Source organism: Actinomadura sp. NAK00032 (assembly GCF_013364275.1).
Classification (GTDB): domain Bacteria; phylum Actinomycetota; class Actinomycetes; order Streptosporangiales; family Streptosporangiaceae; genus Spirillospora.
This window is the reverse complement of sequence record NZ_CP054932.1, coordinates 8,738,922-8,757,615: the sequence shown is the minus strand read 5'-3', so window position 1 is coordinate 8,757,615 and position 18,694 is coordinate 8,738,922. Positions and strand designations below refer to the sequence as shown.

Here is an 18,694-nt window from a genome sequence, read left to right as displayed (position 1 = left end):
CGCCCCCACCTCAGGAGGCCGCTTGAAACCCGTCATCGCGCGGACGCGTGAGGAGTTGGTCGCGGCGCGCGCGCGTATCGAAGGCACACTCGCGTTCGTTCCGACCATGGGCGCGCTGCACGAGGGGCACCTGTCCCTGATGCGCGAGGCCCGCCGCCATGCCGACAGGGTCGCCGTCAGCATCTTCGTCAATCCGCTCCAGTTCGGGCCCGGCGAGGACTTCGACCGGTACCCGAGGACGTTCGAGGCCGACGTCCAGGCGTGCGCCGCCGAGGGCGTCGACCTGATCTTCGCGCCGACCCGCGACGTCATGTACCCGGACGATCCGCAGGTCACGGTCAAGTCGGGGCCGATGGGCGAGGTCGTCGAGGGCGCGGCGCGGCCCGGCCACTTCGACGGGATGCTGACCGTCGTGCTCAAGCTGCTCAACCTCGTCCGGCCCGACGCGGCGGTCTTCGGGGAGAAGGACGCGCAGCAGCTCGCGATGATCCGCCGCATGGTCGCGGACCTGAACGTGCCCGTGCGGATCGTCGGCGGGCCGACCGTCCGCGAACCCGACGGGCTGGCCCTCTCCAGCCGCAACCGCTACCTCTCGGAACCCGAGCGCGCGACCGCCCTCGCCCTGTCGCGCGCCCTCCGGGCCGGCGCGGACGCCGCCGCCGACGGGCCGGGCGCGGTCCTCGGCGCGGCCGGCGCCGTCCTCGACAAGGCCGCGGCCGCCGACCCGCCCCTCGCGCTCGACTACCTCGTCCTCGTCGACCCGGCGACCTTCGCCCCCGCCCCCGGCGGCGGACCCGCCGTCCTCGCCGTCGCCGGCCGCGTCGGCGCCACCCATCTCATCGACAACGTTCACCTCCAGCTCGGCAAGGAGCACTGATGATCCGGACGATGTTCAAGTCCAAGATCCACCGCGCCACGGTGACGCAGGCGGACCTGCACTACGTCGGCTCGCTCACCATCGACCAGGACCTGATGGACGCCGCGGACCTGCTCCCCGGCGAGCAGGTCTCGATCGTGGACATCGACAACGGCGCCCGGCTGGAGACCTACCTGATCGCGGGCGAGCGCGGCTCCGGCGTCATCGGCATCAACGGCGCCGCGGCCCGCCTCGTGCAGCCCGGCGACCTGGTGATCATCATCAGCTACGCCCAGCTCACCGACGCCGAGGCCCGCGAGTTCGTCCCCACCGTCGTCCACGTCGACCGCTCCAACAAGATCATCTCCCTGGGCACCGACCCCGCCGAGCCCGTCCCCGGCACCAGAACAACCCGAGGCGACCTAGTCCACGGCTAACCCCGAGGCCGAACCCAGCCCCCCACCACACACAGCCGCCCTGCCATGCGGGCCGCCGCGCCATGCGGGCCGCCCTGCCGCCCAGGCCCGACCCCGCCCCTGTAGCGCGGAGCCGACCGGCCATGCGGAGCCGACCGCCCGCGCGGAGCCCGACTTGTGGTGCAAGGCCGACCTGCGGTGTGGGGCTGGCCTGCGGTGTGGGGCTGGCCTGCCATGGGGGCCGAACGGTCGTGCCGGGCTGACTGGCCGTGCGGGGCCGATCTGCGGTGCGGGCCGACCCGTGGAGCGGGGTCAACCTGCCGTGCGCGGCCGACCAGTGGTGCAGGGCCGACCTGTGGTGCAGGGCTGGCCTGTGGTGCAGGGCTGATCTGTGGTGTGGGGCCGAGTTGGCATGCGGGACCGGCCGGTCTGTTATGCGGGCCGGGCCGTTGTGCGGGGCTGGGCTGTCGTGCGCGGGTGGCTGGGTGTGAGGGGGGGTGCGGGCTGCAGGGGGGTTTTGGCGGGAATGTGGGGGGCGGGCGTTCGGGTTCTCCGGGGTTAGGGTCATAATGACGAGAACCGATCACGGAGGAGGGCTCATGATCCCTTCCGTTCTCCACGCCCCCGCGCCCGGCTGGACCGCCGAGGCCGACGTCGTCGTCGTCGGCTCCGGCATCGCCGGCCTGGTCACCGCACTGCGCTGCCGCCCGCACGGGCGGGTGCTGCTCGTCACCAAGGCCCTCCTGGACGCCGGGTCGACCCGCTGGGCGCAGGGCGGGATCGCCGCCGCGCTCGCCCCCGACGACAGCCCGGAGGACCACCTCGCCGACACCCTGACCGCCGGAGTCGGGCTGTGCGACGAGGACGCCGTCCGGGCGCTCGTCACCGAGGGACCGGACGCCGTCCGCGGGCTCATCGACCTCGGCGCCGTCTTCGACGAGGCCGCCGGCGGCGGCATCGCGCTGACCCGCGAGGGCGGCCACCACCGGCGCCGCATCGCGCACGCGGGCGGCGACGCGACCGGCGCCGAGATCAGCCGCGCCCTCCTCGCCGAGCTCAAGGACTCCGGCGTCGAGGTCATCGAGCACGCGCTCGTCCTTGACCTGCTGAAGGACGCCGCCGGACGCGCCGCCGGGATCACCCTCCACGTGATGGGCGAGGGCCAGCCTAACGGCGTCGGCGCCGTCCGTGCCCGCGCCGTCGTGCTCGCCACCGGCGGGCTCGGCCAGGTGTTCTCCGCCACCACCAACCCCGAGGTCTCGACCGGCGACGGTGTCGCGCTGGCTCTGCGCGCCGGCGCCGAGGTCGCCGACCTGGAGTTCGTCCAGTTCCACCCGACCGTGCTGTGGCTCGGCGGCGGCGCGACCGGGCAGCAGCCGCTGATCTCCGAGGCCGTCCGCGGCGAGGGCGCCCACCTCGTCGACCACGCCGGCGAACGCTTCATGGTCGGACGGCACGAACTCGCCGAACTCGCCCCGCGCGACGTCGTCGCCAAGGGGATCATGAACCGGATGCACGAGACCGGCGCGCCCTGCATGTTCCTGGACGCCCGCCACTTCGGCGCCGCGATGTGGGAGTCGCGATTCCCGACCATTCTGGCCGCGTGCCGGCACCACGGCATCGACCCCGTCGCCGAGCCGATCCCCGTCGTCCCCGCCGCGCACCACGCCAGCGGCGGCGTCCGCACCGACCTGCACGGCCGCACCACCGTCCCCGGCCTCTACGCCTGCGGCGAGGTCGCCTGCACCGGCGTCCACGGCGCCAACCGCCTGGCCTCCAATTCCCTCCTGGAAGGCCTCGTCTTCGCCGCCCGAATAGCCACCGCCCTGCACACCGACCTCGCCGCCGCACTCGCCCCCGCCGAACCCGCACCCACGGCCGACGTGTCTGCGGTTGCGGCCGCCGGGTATGTGGCCGCCGAATCCGCCCCCGCCGAATCCGCGGTCGCCGTGTCTGCGGCCCCTGGGGCCACGGTTGCGGCGTCTGTGGACGGTGTGTCTGGGAGTGATCTGGCTGAAACGACCGAGCCCGCCTTGGCTGCGGGTGCCGCGTTCACGGAGGCCGAGTCCGCTGGTGCCTCAATGGCTGCTGGCTCCGCGGGCGCTGAGCCCGTTGAGGCCGGCGGGGCTTCGGGGGACGGGTGGTTGGTGGGGGCCGGGGTTCGGGGGGAGATTCAGCGGATCATGACCTCCCATGTCGGAGTGCTGCGCGGGGCCGCGGGGTTGGAGCGGGCGGTGCGGGAATTGGACGGGCTCACGGGCGGGGACGCCGAGCCCGGGGTGGCGGCATGGGAGGTCACCAACCTGTACACCGTCGCGTCGGCGATCGCGCTGGCGGCGCGGCGGCGGGAGGAGACGCGTGGGAGCCACTGGCGGGAGGACTTCCCCGAGCGGGCGGACGGCGCGTGGCGCGGGCATCTGGTGACGCGGCTGACGGGGAACGCCCTGACGACGACCTACGAACCTCTGGAAGGAAAGCGTTCATGACACCTGAACTCTCGCAGCGCCTCAGCGCCGCCGGGCTCGATCCACAGGTTGTGGAAAACCTCGTCCGGACGGCGCTGGCCGAGGACGGCGAGGTCGACGTCACCAGCATGCCGATCTTCGCGCCGGACGAGACCGCGGCAGGGGACCTCAGGGCGCGGGAGAGCGGCGTCGTCGCCGGCGTCCCGGTGGCCTGCGCGGTCTTCGAGGCGCTGGACGTCGCCTACGAGGCGAAGGCCGAGGACGGGGACCGCGTGGTGCCGGGGCAGGTCCTCATCTCGGTCAGCGGGCAGACCAGGGCGGTGCTGAGGGCCGAGCGGACGGCCCTGAACCTGCTCACGCACCTGTCCGGCATCGCGACGGCGACGCGGCGGTGGGCGGACGCCATGGACGGCACCAAGGCCCGTGTACGCGACACCCGTAAGACCCTTCCGGGGTTGCGTGCACTGCAGAAGTACGCCGTGCACTGCGGCGGCGGGGTCAACCACAGGATGGGCTTGCACGACGCAGCGCTTATCAAGGACAACCACATCGCGGCCGCCGGAAGCGTCACGAAGGCCTTCGAGGCGATCCGTGCCGTGTACCCGTCCCTGCACATCCAGGTGGAGTGCGACACCCTCGCGCAGGTGCGGGAGGCGCTGGAGGTGGGCGCGACGAGCATCCTGCTCGATAACATGACCGACGCTGAGATGGCCGAGGCGGTGCGCCTTGTGGCGGGGCGGGCGGAGCTTGAGGCCAGCGGTGGCCTTACCCTGGAGCGGGCCCGAGACGTCGCCGTTACCGGGGTGGACTACCTTGCCGTCGGCGCGCTGACGCACTCGGCGCGCGTGTTCGACATCGGCCTTGACTTTTCCTGACCAGCGGGGACCTGATGCTGCTCACCATCGACGTCGGTAACACCCAGACCGTCCTCGGCCTGTTCGAGGGCGACGAGGTGATCGAGCACTGGAGGATCAACACCGATCCGCGGCGCACCGCCGACGAGATCGCGGTGGTCCTGCAGGGCCTCGTCCAGCAGAGCCCCCTGCTGGCGGAGACCGACATCAGCGGCATCGCGCTGTGCTCCACGGTCCCGTCCGTCCTGCACGAGATGCGGGAGATGTGCCGCCGCTACTACGGCGACGTGTCCGCGGTGATCGTGGAGCCGGGCGTCAAGACGGGCGTCCCGGTCCGCATGGACAACCCCAAGGAGGTCGGCGCCGACCGCATCGTGAACGCGCTGGCCGCCGTCCACACGCACGGCGGGCCCGCGATCGTGGTCGACTTCGGCACCGCGACCACGTTCGACGCCGTGTCCGCCAAGGGCGAGTACGTCGGCGGCGCGATCGCCCCGGGCATCGAGATCTCGATAGACGCGCTGTCGTCGCGCGGTGCGCAGCTGCACAAGATCGAGCTGGTCCGGCCGCGCAACGTGATCGCGAAGAACACGGTCGAGGCGCTGCAGTCGGGGATAATCTTCGGCTTCGCCGGCCAGGTGGACGGCATCGTCGAGCGCATGTCGGACGAGCTGGCCGAAGACCCCGAGGAGGTGACCGTGATCGCCACCGGCGGGCTCGCGCCGCTCGTGCTGGAGGAGTCCCGCAGCATCGACGTCTTCGAGCCGTGGCTGACGCTCATCGGGCTCCGCCTCATCTACGAGCGCAACACCCCGTAGGGGACGAAGTCGTTCGCGGCGCATCGGGCGGGCTGGATAGCCTTGGGACGTGAGTGACGAGACCTTCGACGAGCTCCCGGAGCAGATGCGCGTGCGCCGGGAGAAGCTCGACCGGCTCCGCGAGAGCGGGATCGACCCCTACCCGGTGACCTTCCCCCGCACGGCGACCATCGCCGAGATCCGGGCGAAACACCCGGACCTGGAGCCGGGCACCGAGACGGGCGAGAAGGTCGGCGTCACCGGTCGCGTCATGCTCGTCCGCAACACCGGCAAGCTGTGCTTCGCCACCATCCGGGACGGCGGCGGCGACCTCCAGGTCATGCTGTCGCTGGCCAACGTCGGTCAGGAGCAGCTCGACTTCTGGAAGCGCGAGGTCGACCTCGGCGACCACATCGGCGTCGAGGGCGAGGTCATCACGTCCCGCCGCGGCGAGCTGTCGGTCATGGCCGACCGGTTCGCGATCACGTCGAAGTGCCTGCGCCCCCTGCCAGAGAAGCACGCTGGGCTGACCGACCCCGAGGCGCGGGTCCGGCAGCGCTACGTCGACCTCATCGTCAACGACGAGGCCCGGCAGATGGCGCGGATCCGCAGCGCGACCGTGCGCGCGGTGCGCGACTTCTGGCACGAGGAGGGCTACCTCGAGGTCGAGACGCCCATGCTGCAGCCGATCCACGGCGGCGCGGCGGCACGTCCGTTCAAGACGCACATCAACGCCTACGACATGGACCTCTACCTGCGCATCGCGATCGAGCTGTACCTGAAGCGGCTCGTCGTCGGCGGCATCGAGAAGGTCTTCGAGATCAACCGGAACTTCCGGAACGAGGGCGCGGACTCCACGCACAACCCCGAGTTCACGATGCTGGAGGCCTACGGCACGTACCTCGACTACAACGACATGGCCGACCTGACCCAGCGGATGTACCAGAAGGCCGTCGTCGCGGCCCTGGGCACCACGGTGGTCGTCCATGACGGGGTGGAGATCGACCTGGGGCTGCCCGAGTGGCCGCGCATCACGCTGTACGGGTCGGTGTCCGAGGCGCTCGGCGAGGAGATCACGCCGCACACGCCGATCGAGGACGTCCGCAAGCTCGCCGACGCCCGCGGCATCACGTGGGACCCCAAGTGGGGGCAGGGCAAGCTCGTCCAGGAGGTCTTCGAGGAGCTGATCGAGCACACGCTCGTCCAGCCCACGTTCGTCATGGACTACCCGGTCGAGACGTCCCCGCTGACCCGCCAGCACCGCCAGGAGCCGCTGCTCACCGAGAAGTGGGACCTCATCGGCTTCGGGACGGAGCTCGGCACCGCCTACTCCGAGCTGGTCGACCCGGTCGAGCAGCGCCGCCGGCTGACCGAGCAGTCGCTGCTCGCCGCGGGCGGCGACCCGGAGGCCATGCAGCTGGACGAGGACTTCCTGCGCGCCCTGGAGTACGCGATGCCGCCCACGGGCGGGATGGGCGCCGGCATCGACCGGATGATCATGGCGTTCACCGGCAAGGGGATCCGGGACACGATCCTGTTCCCGCTGGTCAAGCCCGAATAGTGACCGGCAGGTCGCGCAGGCCTCGCAGGACGAGGTTGTCCCGGTAGACGAGGCCGTCGCCCGCATGGCCGCTGCCTGTGTGGCCGTCGGCTCCGGTGAGGGCCACGTCGCGCTCGAAGAGCTTCTTCAGCGCGACCTGGCCCTCCAGCCGGGCCAGGGGCGCGCCCAGGCAGAAGTGGATGCCATGCCCGAACGACAGGTGACGTGGCGCGTCCCGTCCTTCGGTGTAGCGGGTGAGGTCGAGACGGTCGGGATCGTCGAAAACGGCCGGGTCGCGGTTGGCGGCACCGGTCAGCAGCAGGACGAGCCTTCCGCGTTCGACGGGTGAGCCGTCCAGCTCGACGTCCTCTAGGGCTGCCCTAAGCGTGAGCTGGACGGGCGGGTCGTAACGGAGGAGTTCCTCCACGGCCGCTTGGACGTTCTCAGGACGTGCCCTGAACAACTCCAGCTGCGCGGGATCGCGCAGCAGCGCCAGGGCGCCGTTCCCTATGAGGTTCACGGTCGTCTCATGGCCCGCTACGAGCAGCAGTACGCACGTGGCAAGGAGTTCCTCCTCTGAAAGGACGTCTCCGCCGTCGGAGACGCTCACAAGGGCGCTCAGGAGGTCGTCCTGCGGGCGAGTGCGCCGCTCGGCGGCGAGTTCCCGGAAGTACGCGGCGAACTCCTCGCGGGCCGTGTCGCGCTGGGCGATCTCGTCCTCCGGCAGCAGGAAGTCGGGGTCGAGGCCGCGGGCGAGGCTGTCGGACCAGCCCTTGAACAGGTCGCGGTCCCGCGCGGGCACGCCGAGCATCTCGCTGATCACGATGACGGGGAGCGGGTACGCGAGCGTCGCGATCAGGTCGACGTCGCCGGACACGCCGTCCAGCAGCTCGTCGACCAGCGCCTCGACCCGCGGCCGCAGCCGCTCGACGAGCCGCGGGGTGAACGCCTTGCTCACCAGCCGCCGGAGCCGGGTGTGGTCGGGCGGGTCCAGGGTGAGGAACGACCGGTTCCGGACCCGCGACTCGCGCCACAGCCCGCCGCCCTCCGGCCGATGCCCGAACCGCGGATCGCGCAGGACCTGCTCGCACAGGTCGTAGGAGGCGGTCACGCGAAGGCCGACCTCGGTGCGGTGCAGGCGGCGCCCGCCGGACGCGAGGCGCCGGTAGTGCGCGTAAGGGTCGGCCCGGAACGCCGGATCCGCCGGGTCGAAGCCGAGCACCGCCGCGGCCTCGGCCTCCACGACCTGGGCTGTCCTGTCCTCCATCCCACCAGTCACCCGGAAATCAGACGGCATGTCAATAGCGGCCCGAGGCGCCCCGCGCGCCGGGCTCGTTCACGGTTGATCGCTTTCGCGTGCTCTGCCCCATGCTGAGTGGCGGTTCCATCGGGCCGGCGAGTCCGTCGCTCTGTCGAGTCCGTCGCGCTTGCCGAGTTCGTCGGCGGACGAATCGCCTCGATGTCGATTCTTGGGGGCGGGGGCGGGGGGCGGGTCTCCCAGGGCCTCATTGCCCGGGCCCGTGTCCGTGTCGTGCGGGAGCGGTTAAGCGCTTTCGCGGATCACCAGTTCGGGACGCTGGACGACCTGGCGGTGCTGGTGCGACTTGCCTTCGCCGATCTCCGCCAGCGCCAGTTCGGCGGCCTCCCAGCCGAGCTCGCGGCGCGGCTGCCGGATCGTGGTCAGCGGGACGGCGGCGCTCGCGGCCAGCTCGATGTCGTCGTAGCCGATGACGGCGATGTCGTCCGGGACGCGGACGCCGAGCCGGGTCAGCTCGTTGATCAGGCCGATGGCCAGCAGGTCGTTGGCGCAGAACACGCCGTCCGGCCGCGGGGACATGGCCAGGACCTCGTGCGCGGCGGCCTGACCCTCGGTGGGGCTCAGGGCGTCCTGGACGAGCGTGGCGGGTTCGCCGAGACCCGCCTCGACGAGCGTCCGGGCGGCGCCGTCGCGGCGGTCCACGCAGGGCTGCGGTTCCGGGACGCCGGTCACGAACACGATGCGCTCGCGGCCGATGCCGAGCAGCCGCGCGGCGGCGATCTCGCCGCCCGCGAAGTGGTCGACGCGCGCCGAGCACGCGTCGGCCGAGTCGCGGTCGATCACCACCACGCTCATGCCGGCGGCGCGCAGCCGGGAGATGTCGCCGGGGGGCCGCCCGACCGGGATGATCAGGACCCCGGCGGCCTGCTGCTCCTCCAGGAGTTGCAGCGAGCGGCGCTCCTTGGCGGACGAGTGGTCGCTGGACAGCCAGAGGGCGTCGTGGCCCGCCTCGTTGAGGGCGGCCTCGGCGCCGCGCGCGACATCGGAGGCGTAGGGGTTGGTGAGGTCCTCGACGACGATGCCGAAGGCGCGGCGCGGCTGGTCGCCGAACTCGCCGGCGGTGCGCTCGGGGCGCCGCCGGAGCCGGCGCGCGGACTCGTTCCGCACGAATCCGAGCTCCTCGATCGCCGCGCGGACGCGGTCACGGGTAGCTTCGGCCACGAGGTCTGGCCGGTTTAGGACATTCGAAACGGTCCCAACTGAGACTCCAGCCCGCCTCGCGACCTCACGAATACTGGTCTGTGGCAACTCGCTCCTCGTCCCGCCCCAGGAGTGTTTCCCCAGGTAGTGGAGTTTTGCGCGGCACGTCGCCGATCATGCGACTACGTACTGTCACCGACCGGACGCATACCGCATTTGGACAGCGCTTGACGGGCCGGATCCGGCCGCCTAGCGTTCCGAGCCGAAGCGTAGCTTGAAACGATTCACGATCTTGCTCAGCGGCAAGATGCGGCGAGTCCGACGAGGAGGGCCGGATGCGGATGGCTGGCGATCTCATCCCGTCTCCCTCGGACGACCAACGAGTGAATCGTCACCCGGAGTTCCCCCGTAAGACCCCGCAATCGGCCAGGCGGCCACCTCCGGCCAAGCTCGTGAGACAGCAAAGGAACCCGATGATCTAAGTCCGGAGGCTCCGGACCCGGCAACCCAACGCGCGTACAGATCGAGGCCCAACCCGTGCCTGTGCAGCGGACGGCTGCATCCCCGCGGTCATCACCACGGACGAGGGAGGACGGAGTGGAAACAGCCACACTCGCACGTCGTGGCACCGACGATTTCGGGCTGAGCGAGGAGGAGATCCGGTTGCTCGCCCAGATCGCGAGCGGTGTCACCGCCGATGTGGCGGCACGCAAGCTGGAGCTGAGCGCACGGACCTTGCGGCGCCGGTTGCGGACGATCTGCGACCGGCTGGAGGTCAACACCCCTATCGAGGCCGTGGTGTGGGCGGCCCGGAGGCAGCTCATCTAGCCGGCTTCACCCCCCGACGCTCGCCAGGGGACGGGCGAGCGTCACAGAGATCCAGGCGGCGAACGAACGAATTCCGTCCGACCCCGCAGCGGCGGCGCCGGCGCCCTGGCAGGTAGGTCCCTGCAGGTGGCGTCGCCGCGGACGGCGTTCAACCCCGCTCCGCCCATGGATCCCCCACCCATGCGCACCTCCGCGCGGCAGGCACCCGCGCACACGCAGGCATGCGCGCACTCACGCGGGCATGCGCACGCTGACGCTCTCGCGTGCTGTCCGATCGGGCCGGGAGTGTCGGCCGGGTCAATTGGCAGGGTCAGTTGGCAGGGGCAGTCGGCGGGCTCAGTCAGCGGGGTCAGGCGACTCGGACGCCGCCCGCGAAGGGCCGTCCGCCCATGGAGGCGATCCTCACGACGTCGCCGGTGTGCGGCGCGTGGATCATCTTGCCGCCGCCGATGTACATCCCCATGTGGTGCAGGTCGGAGTAGAAGAACACGAGGTCGCCCGGCTGGAGCTGGTTGCGCGACACGTGGGTGCCGGCGTTCCACTGGCTGCCGGTGTAGTGCGGCAGGTTGATGCCCACCTGCTTGTACGCCCACATCGTCAGGCCGGAGCAGTCGAAGGTGCTCGGCCCGGAGGCGCCCCAGACGTACGGGCGGCCGAGCTTGCCCATCGCGTACCGCAGGGCCTGCGCGGCCTTGCCGGTGCCGATGACGGGGAGCTTCGCGAGCTGGGACGGGTCGCGCTTGACGATCGTGCCGCGGACCTTCTCGTAGGCGTCGGTGACCTTCTTGCGCTGCGCGTCGAGCTGGGTCCGCAGTTGCTTGACCTGCTTGGCGCGCGATTCGGCGGACTTGCGGGCGCGCTGGGCGGCCTGCATCGCCTGCATGAGCCCGAGCACCTTGGTGCTGTCGCGCTTGGCGAAGTAGTTGAGGGTGGCGGCCTGGTCGAGGACGGCCTGCGGGTCCTGGGAGGCGACGAACGAGACCGTCGGGTCGGAGCCGCCCTGCATGTAGCTGGTCGCGGCGAGGGTGCCGACCTTCTGCCGGATCGCCTGGAGCGACTTCTCCTGCCGCTCGGCGTTCTCGGTGGCGACCTCGGCGGCGCGCTTGGACTGCGCGAGCTTCACCTTCAGGCCGTTGTACTGCTCGGTGAGCTGCTCCAGCTGGTCGGCGAGCTTGAAGGCCTGGGAGCGGAGCTCTTTGGTGGACGGCTCGGGATCGGCGTGTGCGACGGCCACGGTGCTGGACGCCGCCGTCAGTGCGATGAGCGCGCCGGCCACGGTGACCGCGCGGCCGCGGAAGCGGCGAAGGGAAGCAGACCGCGAGTGCTGCACGAGTTCTCCTCTCCTCAACCGCCTACCGGGTTAGCTGACGGGTTGGGGCCGGAGCAGCCCGTCCGCGAGCGTGCGCGGGCCAGGCCGCGGTGCTGCGGATTCACCCCTGACGGCCGCCGCCTCGGGGAAATCCCCGGAAACGCTCCGAAAGTGGGTCCCCGGCTCCCCGGGGCGCTGGTCTGCGGCCCGTGGACTCGGCGGTTCGGCCTCCGTTCTGCGGGTGGCCGATGTCAGCGATGGACACTAACGGAATGCGGATTGGATGCCAACAAGAACTTGCAAAGTCGCAGGTCAGGCGGGCGGGGCGCGCTGGCGCCGCCTGGTCTCCGCCGCCTCTCGCCACTGTGTTCCAGGTCACTTTTCGTGGAGGTGAGCGGCGTATCTAGTTGCTTTTATCTAGTCATCCTTCAGGGGTGCTCACCGCGCGTATGTGGACGCCGACGTTCGGCTAGGTCCGGTGTTCGATAATCTCGCCTGTTTGTGGAGGTTGTGATCCGGCGTGCCCGTACCGCCGACGTTCAAGAGATCCGCAGGCTGGTCGATCTGTACGCCGGGTCGGGGCGACGCCTGCTCAAGAAGTCGACGGTCAAGCTGTACGAGGACGTTCAGGAGTTCTGGGTCGCCGAGGACGTCCAGGACGGGACGCCTGGGCCCGTCGTGGCCTGCGGAGCCCTGCACGTCATGTGGGAGGACCTCGCCGAGGTCCGCTCGGTGGCGGTGGCCAAGGGGTACGGCGGACGCGGCATCGGTCACCGCATCGTCGCCCGGCTGCTGGAGACGGCGCGTGAGCTCGGCGTGCGAAGGGTGTTCTGCCTTACCTTCGAGGTGGACTTCTTCGCGCGCCACGGCTTCGAGCAGATCCTTGGGACACCGGTGTCGCCAGAGGTGTACGAGGAGCTTCTCCGCTCTTACGACGAAGGCGTGGCAGAGTTCTTGGACCTCGACCGGGTCAAGCCGAATACGTTGGGCAACACCCGGATGTTGCTTCGCCTGGAGGACTGCCCCAAATGAGCGATTCCCCCCGCCGCGGACGGCGTTACCAACCGCCGCAGGGCCAGGGTTCCTACGGTCCCCCGCCCCCGTACCAAGGTTCCCAGTGGCAGCAGCAGCCACAGCACCAGCAGCAACCGCAGCAGCAGTGGCAGCAGCCCCAGCAGGACTGGGGGCGCTCCTACGAGCCGTCCTACGACCAGTACGGCGACTCCCACGACGCCTATGGCGGTTCCCAGGGCAGCGAGATGGCACTGGCCCCCATTCACCGCCGGGCCGGTGCGCGGGTCATCGACAACGCGCTCGTCGCCGTCTTCGGGTTCGCGCTGATCCTGCCCGTGACGGTCGCCGCGTTCGGCCTGGGCGGTGAAGGCGGCAACGACAAGGAGGAGGGCGGCATCTGGAACTGGCCCATCATCTTCACCCTGTTCTTCGTCATGTCGGTGCTGCCGTTCCTCTACGAGGCCGTCCAGCTGTCCATGTGGGGGCGGACGCTGGGCAAGCGGGTCATGGGCCTGGGCATCGTGCAGGCCCGCCCGGCGGGCGAGCCGATGAGCACGACGCAGGCGGTCTGGCGCGCTGGGATCGTCCATGTCGGCTACCAGGTAGGTGTCTTCTTCTTCCTCGTCCTCGCGGTGATGGTGTGGGAGTACGCCGCGTACGGGATGGCGCTGGTCTGGGTGGGCGGTCTGATGGCCTACCTGTGGGCGATCTGGGACCAGCCCCTGCACCAGGCTCTGCACGACCGCTTCGCCGGCACGCTGGTCATCGATGAGCGGGGCACGTACGAGGAGTACGGCGACCAGTACACCGAGTACGCGGAGTAAGGCCGCGATGGCGGTTTCCCTCGCCGACCCGGGGCAGCGCCTGCTCGCGCGCGTAGTCGACACGCTTGTCGTCGGTGTGCCCGTCATCGTCGTCGTCCGCGAACTGGTGTCCGGGCACCTGGTGGACGTCGTCGCCCCACCCGCCGTGGCCGGGTGCATGCTGCTGTACGAGGCGGTCCAGTTGGCCCTCTGGGGCCGGACCCTCGGCAAGCGCTTCGCGGGCATAGAGGTTGTGACCGCCTTGCCGGACCAACGATCCGCCCTACCGGGCGAGAGGGCCGCCGGCGCGGGCCAGGAGGGCGGAGAGAGCGCGGGGGGGCCAGGGGCTGCGCCCAACAGCGGAGCGAGCTTCCTCCCCGCGTCCGTACCGGGCTTCGTGCCCGTCGCCATGCCGCCCGAAGAGGCGAAGGCGCCCAAGGACGCCTCAGCCCCGCCCTCGCCTGAATCCGTCCCTGGAGGCGCGCCAGAGGCCGCCGGCGCGGATACGGCCGCTGAGGGCCCCGCTGAGCGGGTGGAGGCCGGTGCTCATCCCGGCGTTCTGCAGTCCGTTCTCCGCGCGGCGGTCTATTCGCTGCCGATCGCGATGCGGCCGATTCCCGTGCTCGGTGTGCTCGCGAGCGTCTTCTGGGTCGTGAACGCCGGAGTCCTCTTCGAGGGCACGCGCCGCCAGACCGTCCATGACAGGCTCGCGGGGACGCTAGTGGCAAAGCGCGGGGCGCCCGATTCTCGGGCCTTCTGAGGACCACTCACGCGCGTACAGGCACGCTCACGACGGCTTGAACCCCGGCGTCCCGGCCCAGATGCATCGCGGCACGAGGGTAATCGTTGGCTTCTACATGCTTTTACGGAGAGATGGCCGGGTCTGTTTCGGACGCCCGAGCTTGGCCGGGTCAATCCCAGCTCGTTCCGGTTACGGCCCTGAATCAGGCGGGGATCTGTCTCGTCCCGGACGCCGCCTCCGGATTGAATGCCGCTTCCACCGCCCCTTGCCGCACCGCCTGTGGCGTCGCTTGATAGCGGTACTGGACTTACTCTGGATGGGGCAGGGTCCCTCCCGGAACGGACTTTCCCGGGCTCATGCGCGCCGTGGGGCGGACGGGGCCGCGTTCGCCCAGGGGAACCCGGCCCAGCGGTTGTTGAAGTAGGCATCGCGCGGTCGGATTGTGCCACAATCTCCTGATTTCCCTGGCTGAACCGTGTGCGGGCGCGCTTCACCCGGGATCGTGGCCGCCGACTTCCGCGCCCGCGCCGCCGGAACCGATTTTCGGTCCGGCTGCCGAGCCGGTTATCTCTCCACATCCCCGGGTCAGGGCGATGATCTGTGCATTCCGTTGCCGGCTGATCTCCCGCGCATACCCGCTCGCATACCGGTCCCTTGCACGCCCATACGCGGTTCAGTGCGGCATCAGGCGTTCTCTCGCGGGCGTCCGGCGTCGTCCCTGGTCCGCGGCGGCTCCATCGTCCGGCCCGGCGGCGAGGCGCTCGCTGATTCGCGCCCGGCGGGCGGGTTAGCGCGGTTAGGTCGGCGTTAATCGTTGGCGGCGGTGCCGGTGTGCACCGCCTGTTAAGGTCCGATCAGGGACTTTTCGTCCGGAGCGGCTCCCGCGTCCGAAAGCCGGAGCTCCCGCAAACCCGGAACCCCGAGCCGTGCAAACCCGGGCCAAAGCGCGCGCGCCCGCCCAGGTCAGCGCGGTCCGCAGTGACACTGGTCACGCCGCGAAAACCCCGGCCCGCGCCCGGCCCCGGCAAATTAGCGGATGCCGGGCCGCCATCGGTCCTCGTGCGTCCCGCCGGCGCTCCGGAAACGACGAGGACGATTACGCGCGGTCACCGGCGGAAGGAGACTTCGGTCGCAGTGCCGGTTCATCGGGAGTGCTGGAATTGTCATCCGCGGAGTTCTCGGTATATCTTTGTCAACCGATTGAAGTTTGCTCCAGCTGAAAGGTCTGTCCCCATGGCACAGAAGGTTCAGGTGCTTCTCGTCGACGACCTCGACGGTGGCGAGGCGGACGAGACCGTAGCGTTCTCGATCGACGGCGCCTCCTACGAGATCGACCTGAGTGGCGCCAACGCAACGAAGCTGCGGGAATCGCTGCAGCCGTTCGTGGAGAAGTCCCGCAAGGCGGGCACGGTCTCGCGCCGCCGCCGGCAACGCGGCGCGTCCAGCCGGGAACGCAGCGCCGAGATCCGCGCCTGGGCCAAGAACAATGGCATCAAGGTCAATGAGCGCGGACGCATCCCGGCCCACGTGATCGAGCAGTACGAGGCGGCCAACTGAGGCGCTCGTCCGCCGCGGCCCGTCTCGGTTAGCGAGGCGGGCCGTTCGCTTGCGCGGGTTCGTTCGCTTGTGGCGTAGCCGTAAAGGGGTTCGGTCCGGACGCGGCGCGGTAGACAGGCGGCGCGGGCGGAACTCCGCCCCCATTCGGGAGGTTCGCCCCGCGCCCCGATCGACCTGCGGAAAGCCCCCGTTCGCTTGCGGCGTAGCGGGAACATGACGCACCGATGCGGTAGTTGGATGAGACTGAACAGCGCTTAGCTGGGGAACGTCTCCTGGTGGGAGTGCACCGGGCGGCCTCCTCGGGGCGGGCTAGCATGCGGAAGGACAGTTCCGGACGTTCCGGACTCTGCCCAACCGCTCTGTGAGGAGCGACGAGATGTTCGAGAGGTTCACCGACCGCGCGCGGCGTGTTGTCGTCCTGGCTCAGGAGGAGGCCAGGATGCTCAACCACAACTACATCGGTACCGAGCACATCCTCCTTGGCCTGATCCACGAGGGTGAGGGTGTCGCTGCGAAGGCTCTGGAGAGCCTGGGGATCAGTCTTGAGGCGGTGCGGCAGCAGGTCGAGGAGATCATCGGCCAGGGTCAGCAGGCGCCGTCGGGGCACATCCCGTTCACTCCGCGTGCCAAGAAGGTGCTGGAGCTGTCGCTGCGTGAGGCGCTGCAGCTGGGGCACAACTACATCGGCACTGAGCACATCCTCCTTGGTCTGATCCGTGAGGGTGAGGGTGTCGCGGCGCAGGTGCTGGTGAAGCTGGGCGCCGACCTGAACCGGGTCCGCCAGCAGGTCATCCAGTTGCTGCACGGCTACCAGGGCAAGGAGCCGGCCGCGTCCGGCGGCCCCTCCGAGGCGGCCCCCTCCACTTCCCTCGTGCTCGACCAGTTCGGTCGGAATCTGACGCAGGCGGCGCGTGAGGGCAAGCTCGACCCGGTGATCGGCCGGGACAAGGAGATCGAGCGGGTCATGCAGGTGCTGTCCCGCCGCACCAAGAACAACCCGGTCCTGGTCGGCGAGCCCGGCGTCGGTAAGACCGCCGTGGTCGAGGGGCTGGCGCAGAAGATCGTCAAGGGCGAGGTCCCCGAGACGCTCAAGGACAAGCAGCTCTACACCCTGGACCTGGGTGCGCTGGTCGCCGGGTCCCGCTACCGGGGTGACTTCGAGGAGCGCCTGAAGAAGGTGCTCAAGGAGATCCGCACCCGGGGCGACATCATCCTGTTCATCGACGAGCTCCACACCCTGGTGGGTGCGGGCGCGGCCGAGGGCGCGATCGACGCCGCGTCCATCCTGAAGCCGATGCTGGCGCGGGGTGAGCTGCAGACCATCGGCGCGACGACGCTGGACGAGTACCGCAAGCACCTGGAGAAGGACGCGGCGCTGGAGCGGCGGTTCCAGCCGATCCAGGTCGCCGAGCCGTCGCTGTCGCACACCATCGAGATCCTCAAGGGCCTGCGGGACCGCTACGAGGCCCACCACCGCGTGTCGATCACCGACAGCGCCCTGGTCGCCGCCGCGCAGCTGGCCGACCGGTACATCAGTGACCGGTTCCTGCCCGACAAGGCGATCGACCTGATCGACGAGGCCGGGTCGCGGATGCGGATCCGGCGGATGACGGCGCCGCCGGACCTGCGCGAGTACGACGAGAAGATCGCCGACGTCCGCCGCGACAAGGAATCGGCGATCGACGCCCAGGACTTCGAGAAGGCCGCCGCGCTGCGGGACTCGGAGAAGCAGCTGCTGGGGCAGAAGGCGCAGCGGGAGAAGGAGTGGAAGGCCGGCGACATGGACGTCGTCGCCGAGGTCACCGACGAGCTGATCGCCGAGGTCCTCGCCACCGCGACCGGGATCCCGGTGTTCAAGCTGACCGAGGAGGAGTCGACCCGGCTGCTGCGCATGGAGGACGAGCTCCACAAGCGCGTCATCGGCCAGGAAGACGCCATCAAGGCGCTGTCGCAGTCGATCCGCCGCACCCGCGCCGGGCTGAAGGACCCCAAGCGTCCCGGCGGCTCGTTCATCTTCGCCGGCCCGTCCGGCGTCGGTAAGACCGAGCTGTCCAAGACCCTGGCGGAGTTCCTGTTCGGGGACGAGGACGCGCTGATCCAGCTGGACATGTCGGAGTTCATGGAGAAGCACACGGTCTCGCGGCTGTTCGGCTCCCCGCCCGGCTACGTCGGGTACGAGGAGGGCGGGCAGCTGACCGAGAAGGTGCGGCGCAAGCCGTTCTCGGTGGTGCTGTTCGACGAGATCGAGAAGGCCCACCAGGACATCTTCAACAGCCTGCTGCAGATCCTGGAGGACGGCCGTCTCACCGACGCCCAGGGGCGTGTGGTGGACTTCAAGAACACCGTGATCATCATGACCACGAACCTGGGGTCCAAGGACATCTCCAAGGGCGTGTCGATGGGGTTCGCCCGCGCCAACGACGAGCAGGGCTCGTACGAGCGGATGAAGGCGAAGGTGTCGGAGGAGCTCAAGCAGCACTTCCGGCCCGAGTTCCTCAACCGTGTCGATGACACGGTGGTGTTCCACCAGCTGACGCCGAAGGAGATCATCCAGATCGTGGATCTGATGATCGCCAAGGTCGACGACCGGCTCCACGACCGCGACATGGGCATCGAGCTGCGCCAGGAGGCCAAGGACCTGCTCGCGCTCCGCGGCTACGACCCGGTGCTGGGGGCGCGGCCGCTGCGCCGCACGATCCAGCGGGAGATCGAGGACACGCTGTCGGAGAAGATCCTCTACAGCGAGCTCAAGCCCGGCCAGATCGTGATCGTGGGGACCGAGGGCTTCGACCCCGACAACCCCGACTCGGCCGAGAACGCCAAGTTCACCTTCAAGGGCGTGCCCAAGCCCACCGGCGTCCCCGACAGCCCGCCCCCCATCGAAGGCGCCGTCAACTTCAACAAGGACTGACCCACAACCGCATAGATCGACACGCAAGGGCCCGCGACCGGAACCACCCGGCCGCGGGCCCTTCCGCATGCAGTCGCGCAACGGCCGCATGAGCCACTCACCACGCATGGCCTTGTCGGCCCCCGTCCTGGACGCCCCGGACCC

Annotated in this window: 15 protein-coding genes and 1 riboswitch; of the genes, 12 read left to right on the top strand and 3 right to left on the bottom strand. The window is 70.0% G+C overall.

Going from position 1 to position 18,694, the window contains the following annotated elements; genetic code table 11:
- Positions 1–22 precede the first annotated feature (22 nt).
- From panC to lysX, 6 genes are all read left to right on the top strand, one after another.
- Positions 23–877, top strand: coding sequence for a pantoate--beta-alanine ligase (gene panC, locus HUT06_RS40305; protein WP_176200500.1), 855 nt, complete (start codon positions 23–25; stop codon positions 875–877).
- Positions 877–1,293 (top strand): aspartate 1-decarboxylase, encoded by a 417-nt coding sequence (panD, locus tag HUT06_RS40300; protein ID WP_176200499.1) that lies wholly within the window; start codon positions 877–879, stop codon positions 1,291–1,293. Before panC ends, panD begins: the two co-directional genes overlap by 1 nt.
- 578 nt (positions 1,294–1,871) lie before the next feature.
- Complete coding sequence (locus HUT06_RS40295; RefSeq protein WP_176200498.1) at positions 1,872–3,758, top strand: L-aspartate oxidase; 1,887 nt, start codon at positions 1,872–1,874, stop codon at positions 3,756–3,758.
- On the top strand, positions 3,755–4,612 hold the full coding sequence (gene nadC, locus HUT06_RS40290; protein ID WP_176200497.1) for a carboxylating nicotinate-nucleotide diphosphorylase: 858 nt from the start codon (positions 3,755–3,757) through the stop codon (positions 4,610–4,612). Before HUT06_RS40295 ends, nadC begins: the two co-directional genes overlap by 4 nt.
- A 14-nt stretch (positions 4,613–4,626) precedes the next feature.
- Entirely contained in the window at positions 4,627–5,409 is a 783-nt protein-coding gene (locus tag HUT06_RS40285) for a type III pantothenate kinase (protein WP_176200496.1), read from the top strand.
- Positions 5,410–5,494: 85 nt separating this feature from the next.
- A complete protein-coding gene (gene lysX / locus HUT06_RS40280) occupies positions 5,495–6,949 on the top strand; it encodes a bifunctional lysylphosphatidylglycerol synthetase/lysine--tRNA ligase LysX (RefSeq protein ID WP_254715847.1) in 1,455 nt (484 codons plus the stop codon).
- Here the strand turns inward: lysX and HUT06_RS40275 are convergent.
- Positions 6,936–8,195 (bottom strand): cytochrome P450, encoded by a 1,260-nt coding sequence (locus tag HUT06_RS40275; protein WP_176200494.1) that lies wholly within the window; start codon positions 8,193–8,195, stop codon positions 6,936–6,938. The two genes, lysX and HUT06_RS40275, sit on opposite strands and share 14 nt — an antisense overlap.
- 276 nt (positions 8,196–8,471) lie before the next feature.
- Complete coding sequence (locus HUT06_RS40270; RefSeq protein WP_176200493.1) at positions 8,472–9,494, bottom strand: LacI family DNA-binding transcriptional regulator; 1,023 nt, start codon at positions 9,492–9,494, stop codon at positions 8,472–8,474.
- 489 nt (positions 9,495–9,983) lie between these two features.
- Between HUT06_RS40270 and HUT06_RS40265 the strand changes: the two genes are divergently transcribed.
- A complete protein-coding gene (locus HUT06_RS40265) occupies positions 9,984–10,214 on the top strand; it encodes a LuxR C-terminal-related transcriptional regulator (RefSeq protein WP_021591725.1) in 231 nt (76 codons plus the stop codon).
- Positions 10,215–10,563: 349 nt separating this feature from the next.
- Here HUT06_RS40265 and HUT06_RS40260 read toward each other — a convergent pair whose 3' ends face one another.
- Entirely contained in the window at positions 10,564–11,544 is a 981-nt protein-coding gene (locus HUT06_RS40260) for an NlpC/P60 family protein (protein ID WP_254715641.1), read from the bottom strand.
- 3 nt (positions 11,545–11,547) lie between these two features.
- A riboswitch (cyclic di-AMP (ydaO/yuaA leader) is annotated at positions 11,548–11,754 on the bottom strand.
- Positions 11,755–12,018: 264 nt separating this feature from the next.
- Here HUT06_RS40260 and HUT06_RS40255 point away from each other — a divergent pair.
- From HUT06_RS40255 to HUT06_RS40235, 5 genes are all read left to right on the top strand, one after another.
- Positions 12,019–12,555: an amino-acid N-acetyltransferase gene (locus HUT06_RS40255; RefSeq protein WP_176201923.1), complete on the top strand. Its 537-nt coding sequence runs from the start codon at positions 12,019–12,021 to the stop codon at positions 12,553–12,555.
- Positions 12,552–13,361, top strand: coding sequence for an RDD family protein (locus HUT06_RS40250; RefSeq protein ID WP_176200492.1), 810 nt, complete (start codon positions 12,552–12,554; stop codon positions 13,359–13,361). Before HUT06_RS40255 ends, HUT06_RS40250 begins: the two co-directional genes overlap by 4 nt.
- Before the next feature lie 7 nt (positions 13,362–13,368).
- Positions 13,369–14,100 (top strand): RDD family protein, encoded by a 732-nt coding sequence (locus HUT06_RS40245; RefSeq protein WP_176200491.1) that lies wholly within the window; start codon positions 13,369–13,371, stop codon positions 14,098–14,100.
- Positions 14,101–15,315: 1,215 nt separating this feature from the next.
- The gene (locus tag HUT06_RS40240; RefSeq protein ID WP_067629101.1) at positions 15,316–15,639 is read left to right on the top strand and encodes an Lsr2 family protein; all 324 of its coding nucleotides are present in this window, start codon (positions 15,316–15,318) and stop codon (positions 15,637–15,639) included.
- 376 nt (positions 15,640–16,015) lie between these two features.
- A complete protein-coding gene (locus tag HUT06_RS40235; protein WP_176200490.1) occupies positions 16,016–18,550 on the top strand; it encodes an ATP-dependent Clp protease ATP-binding subunit in 2,535 nt (844 codons plus the stop codon).
- Positions 18,551–18,694: the final 144 nt, after the last annotated feature.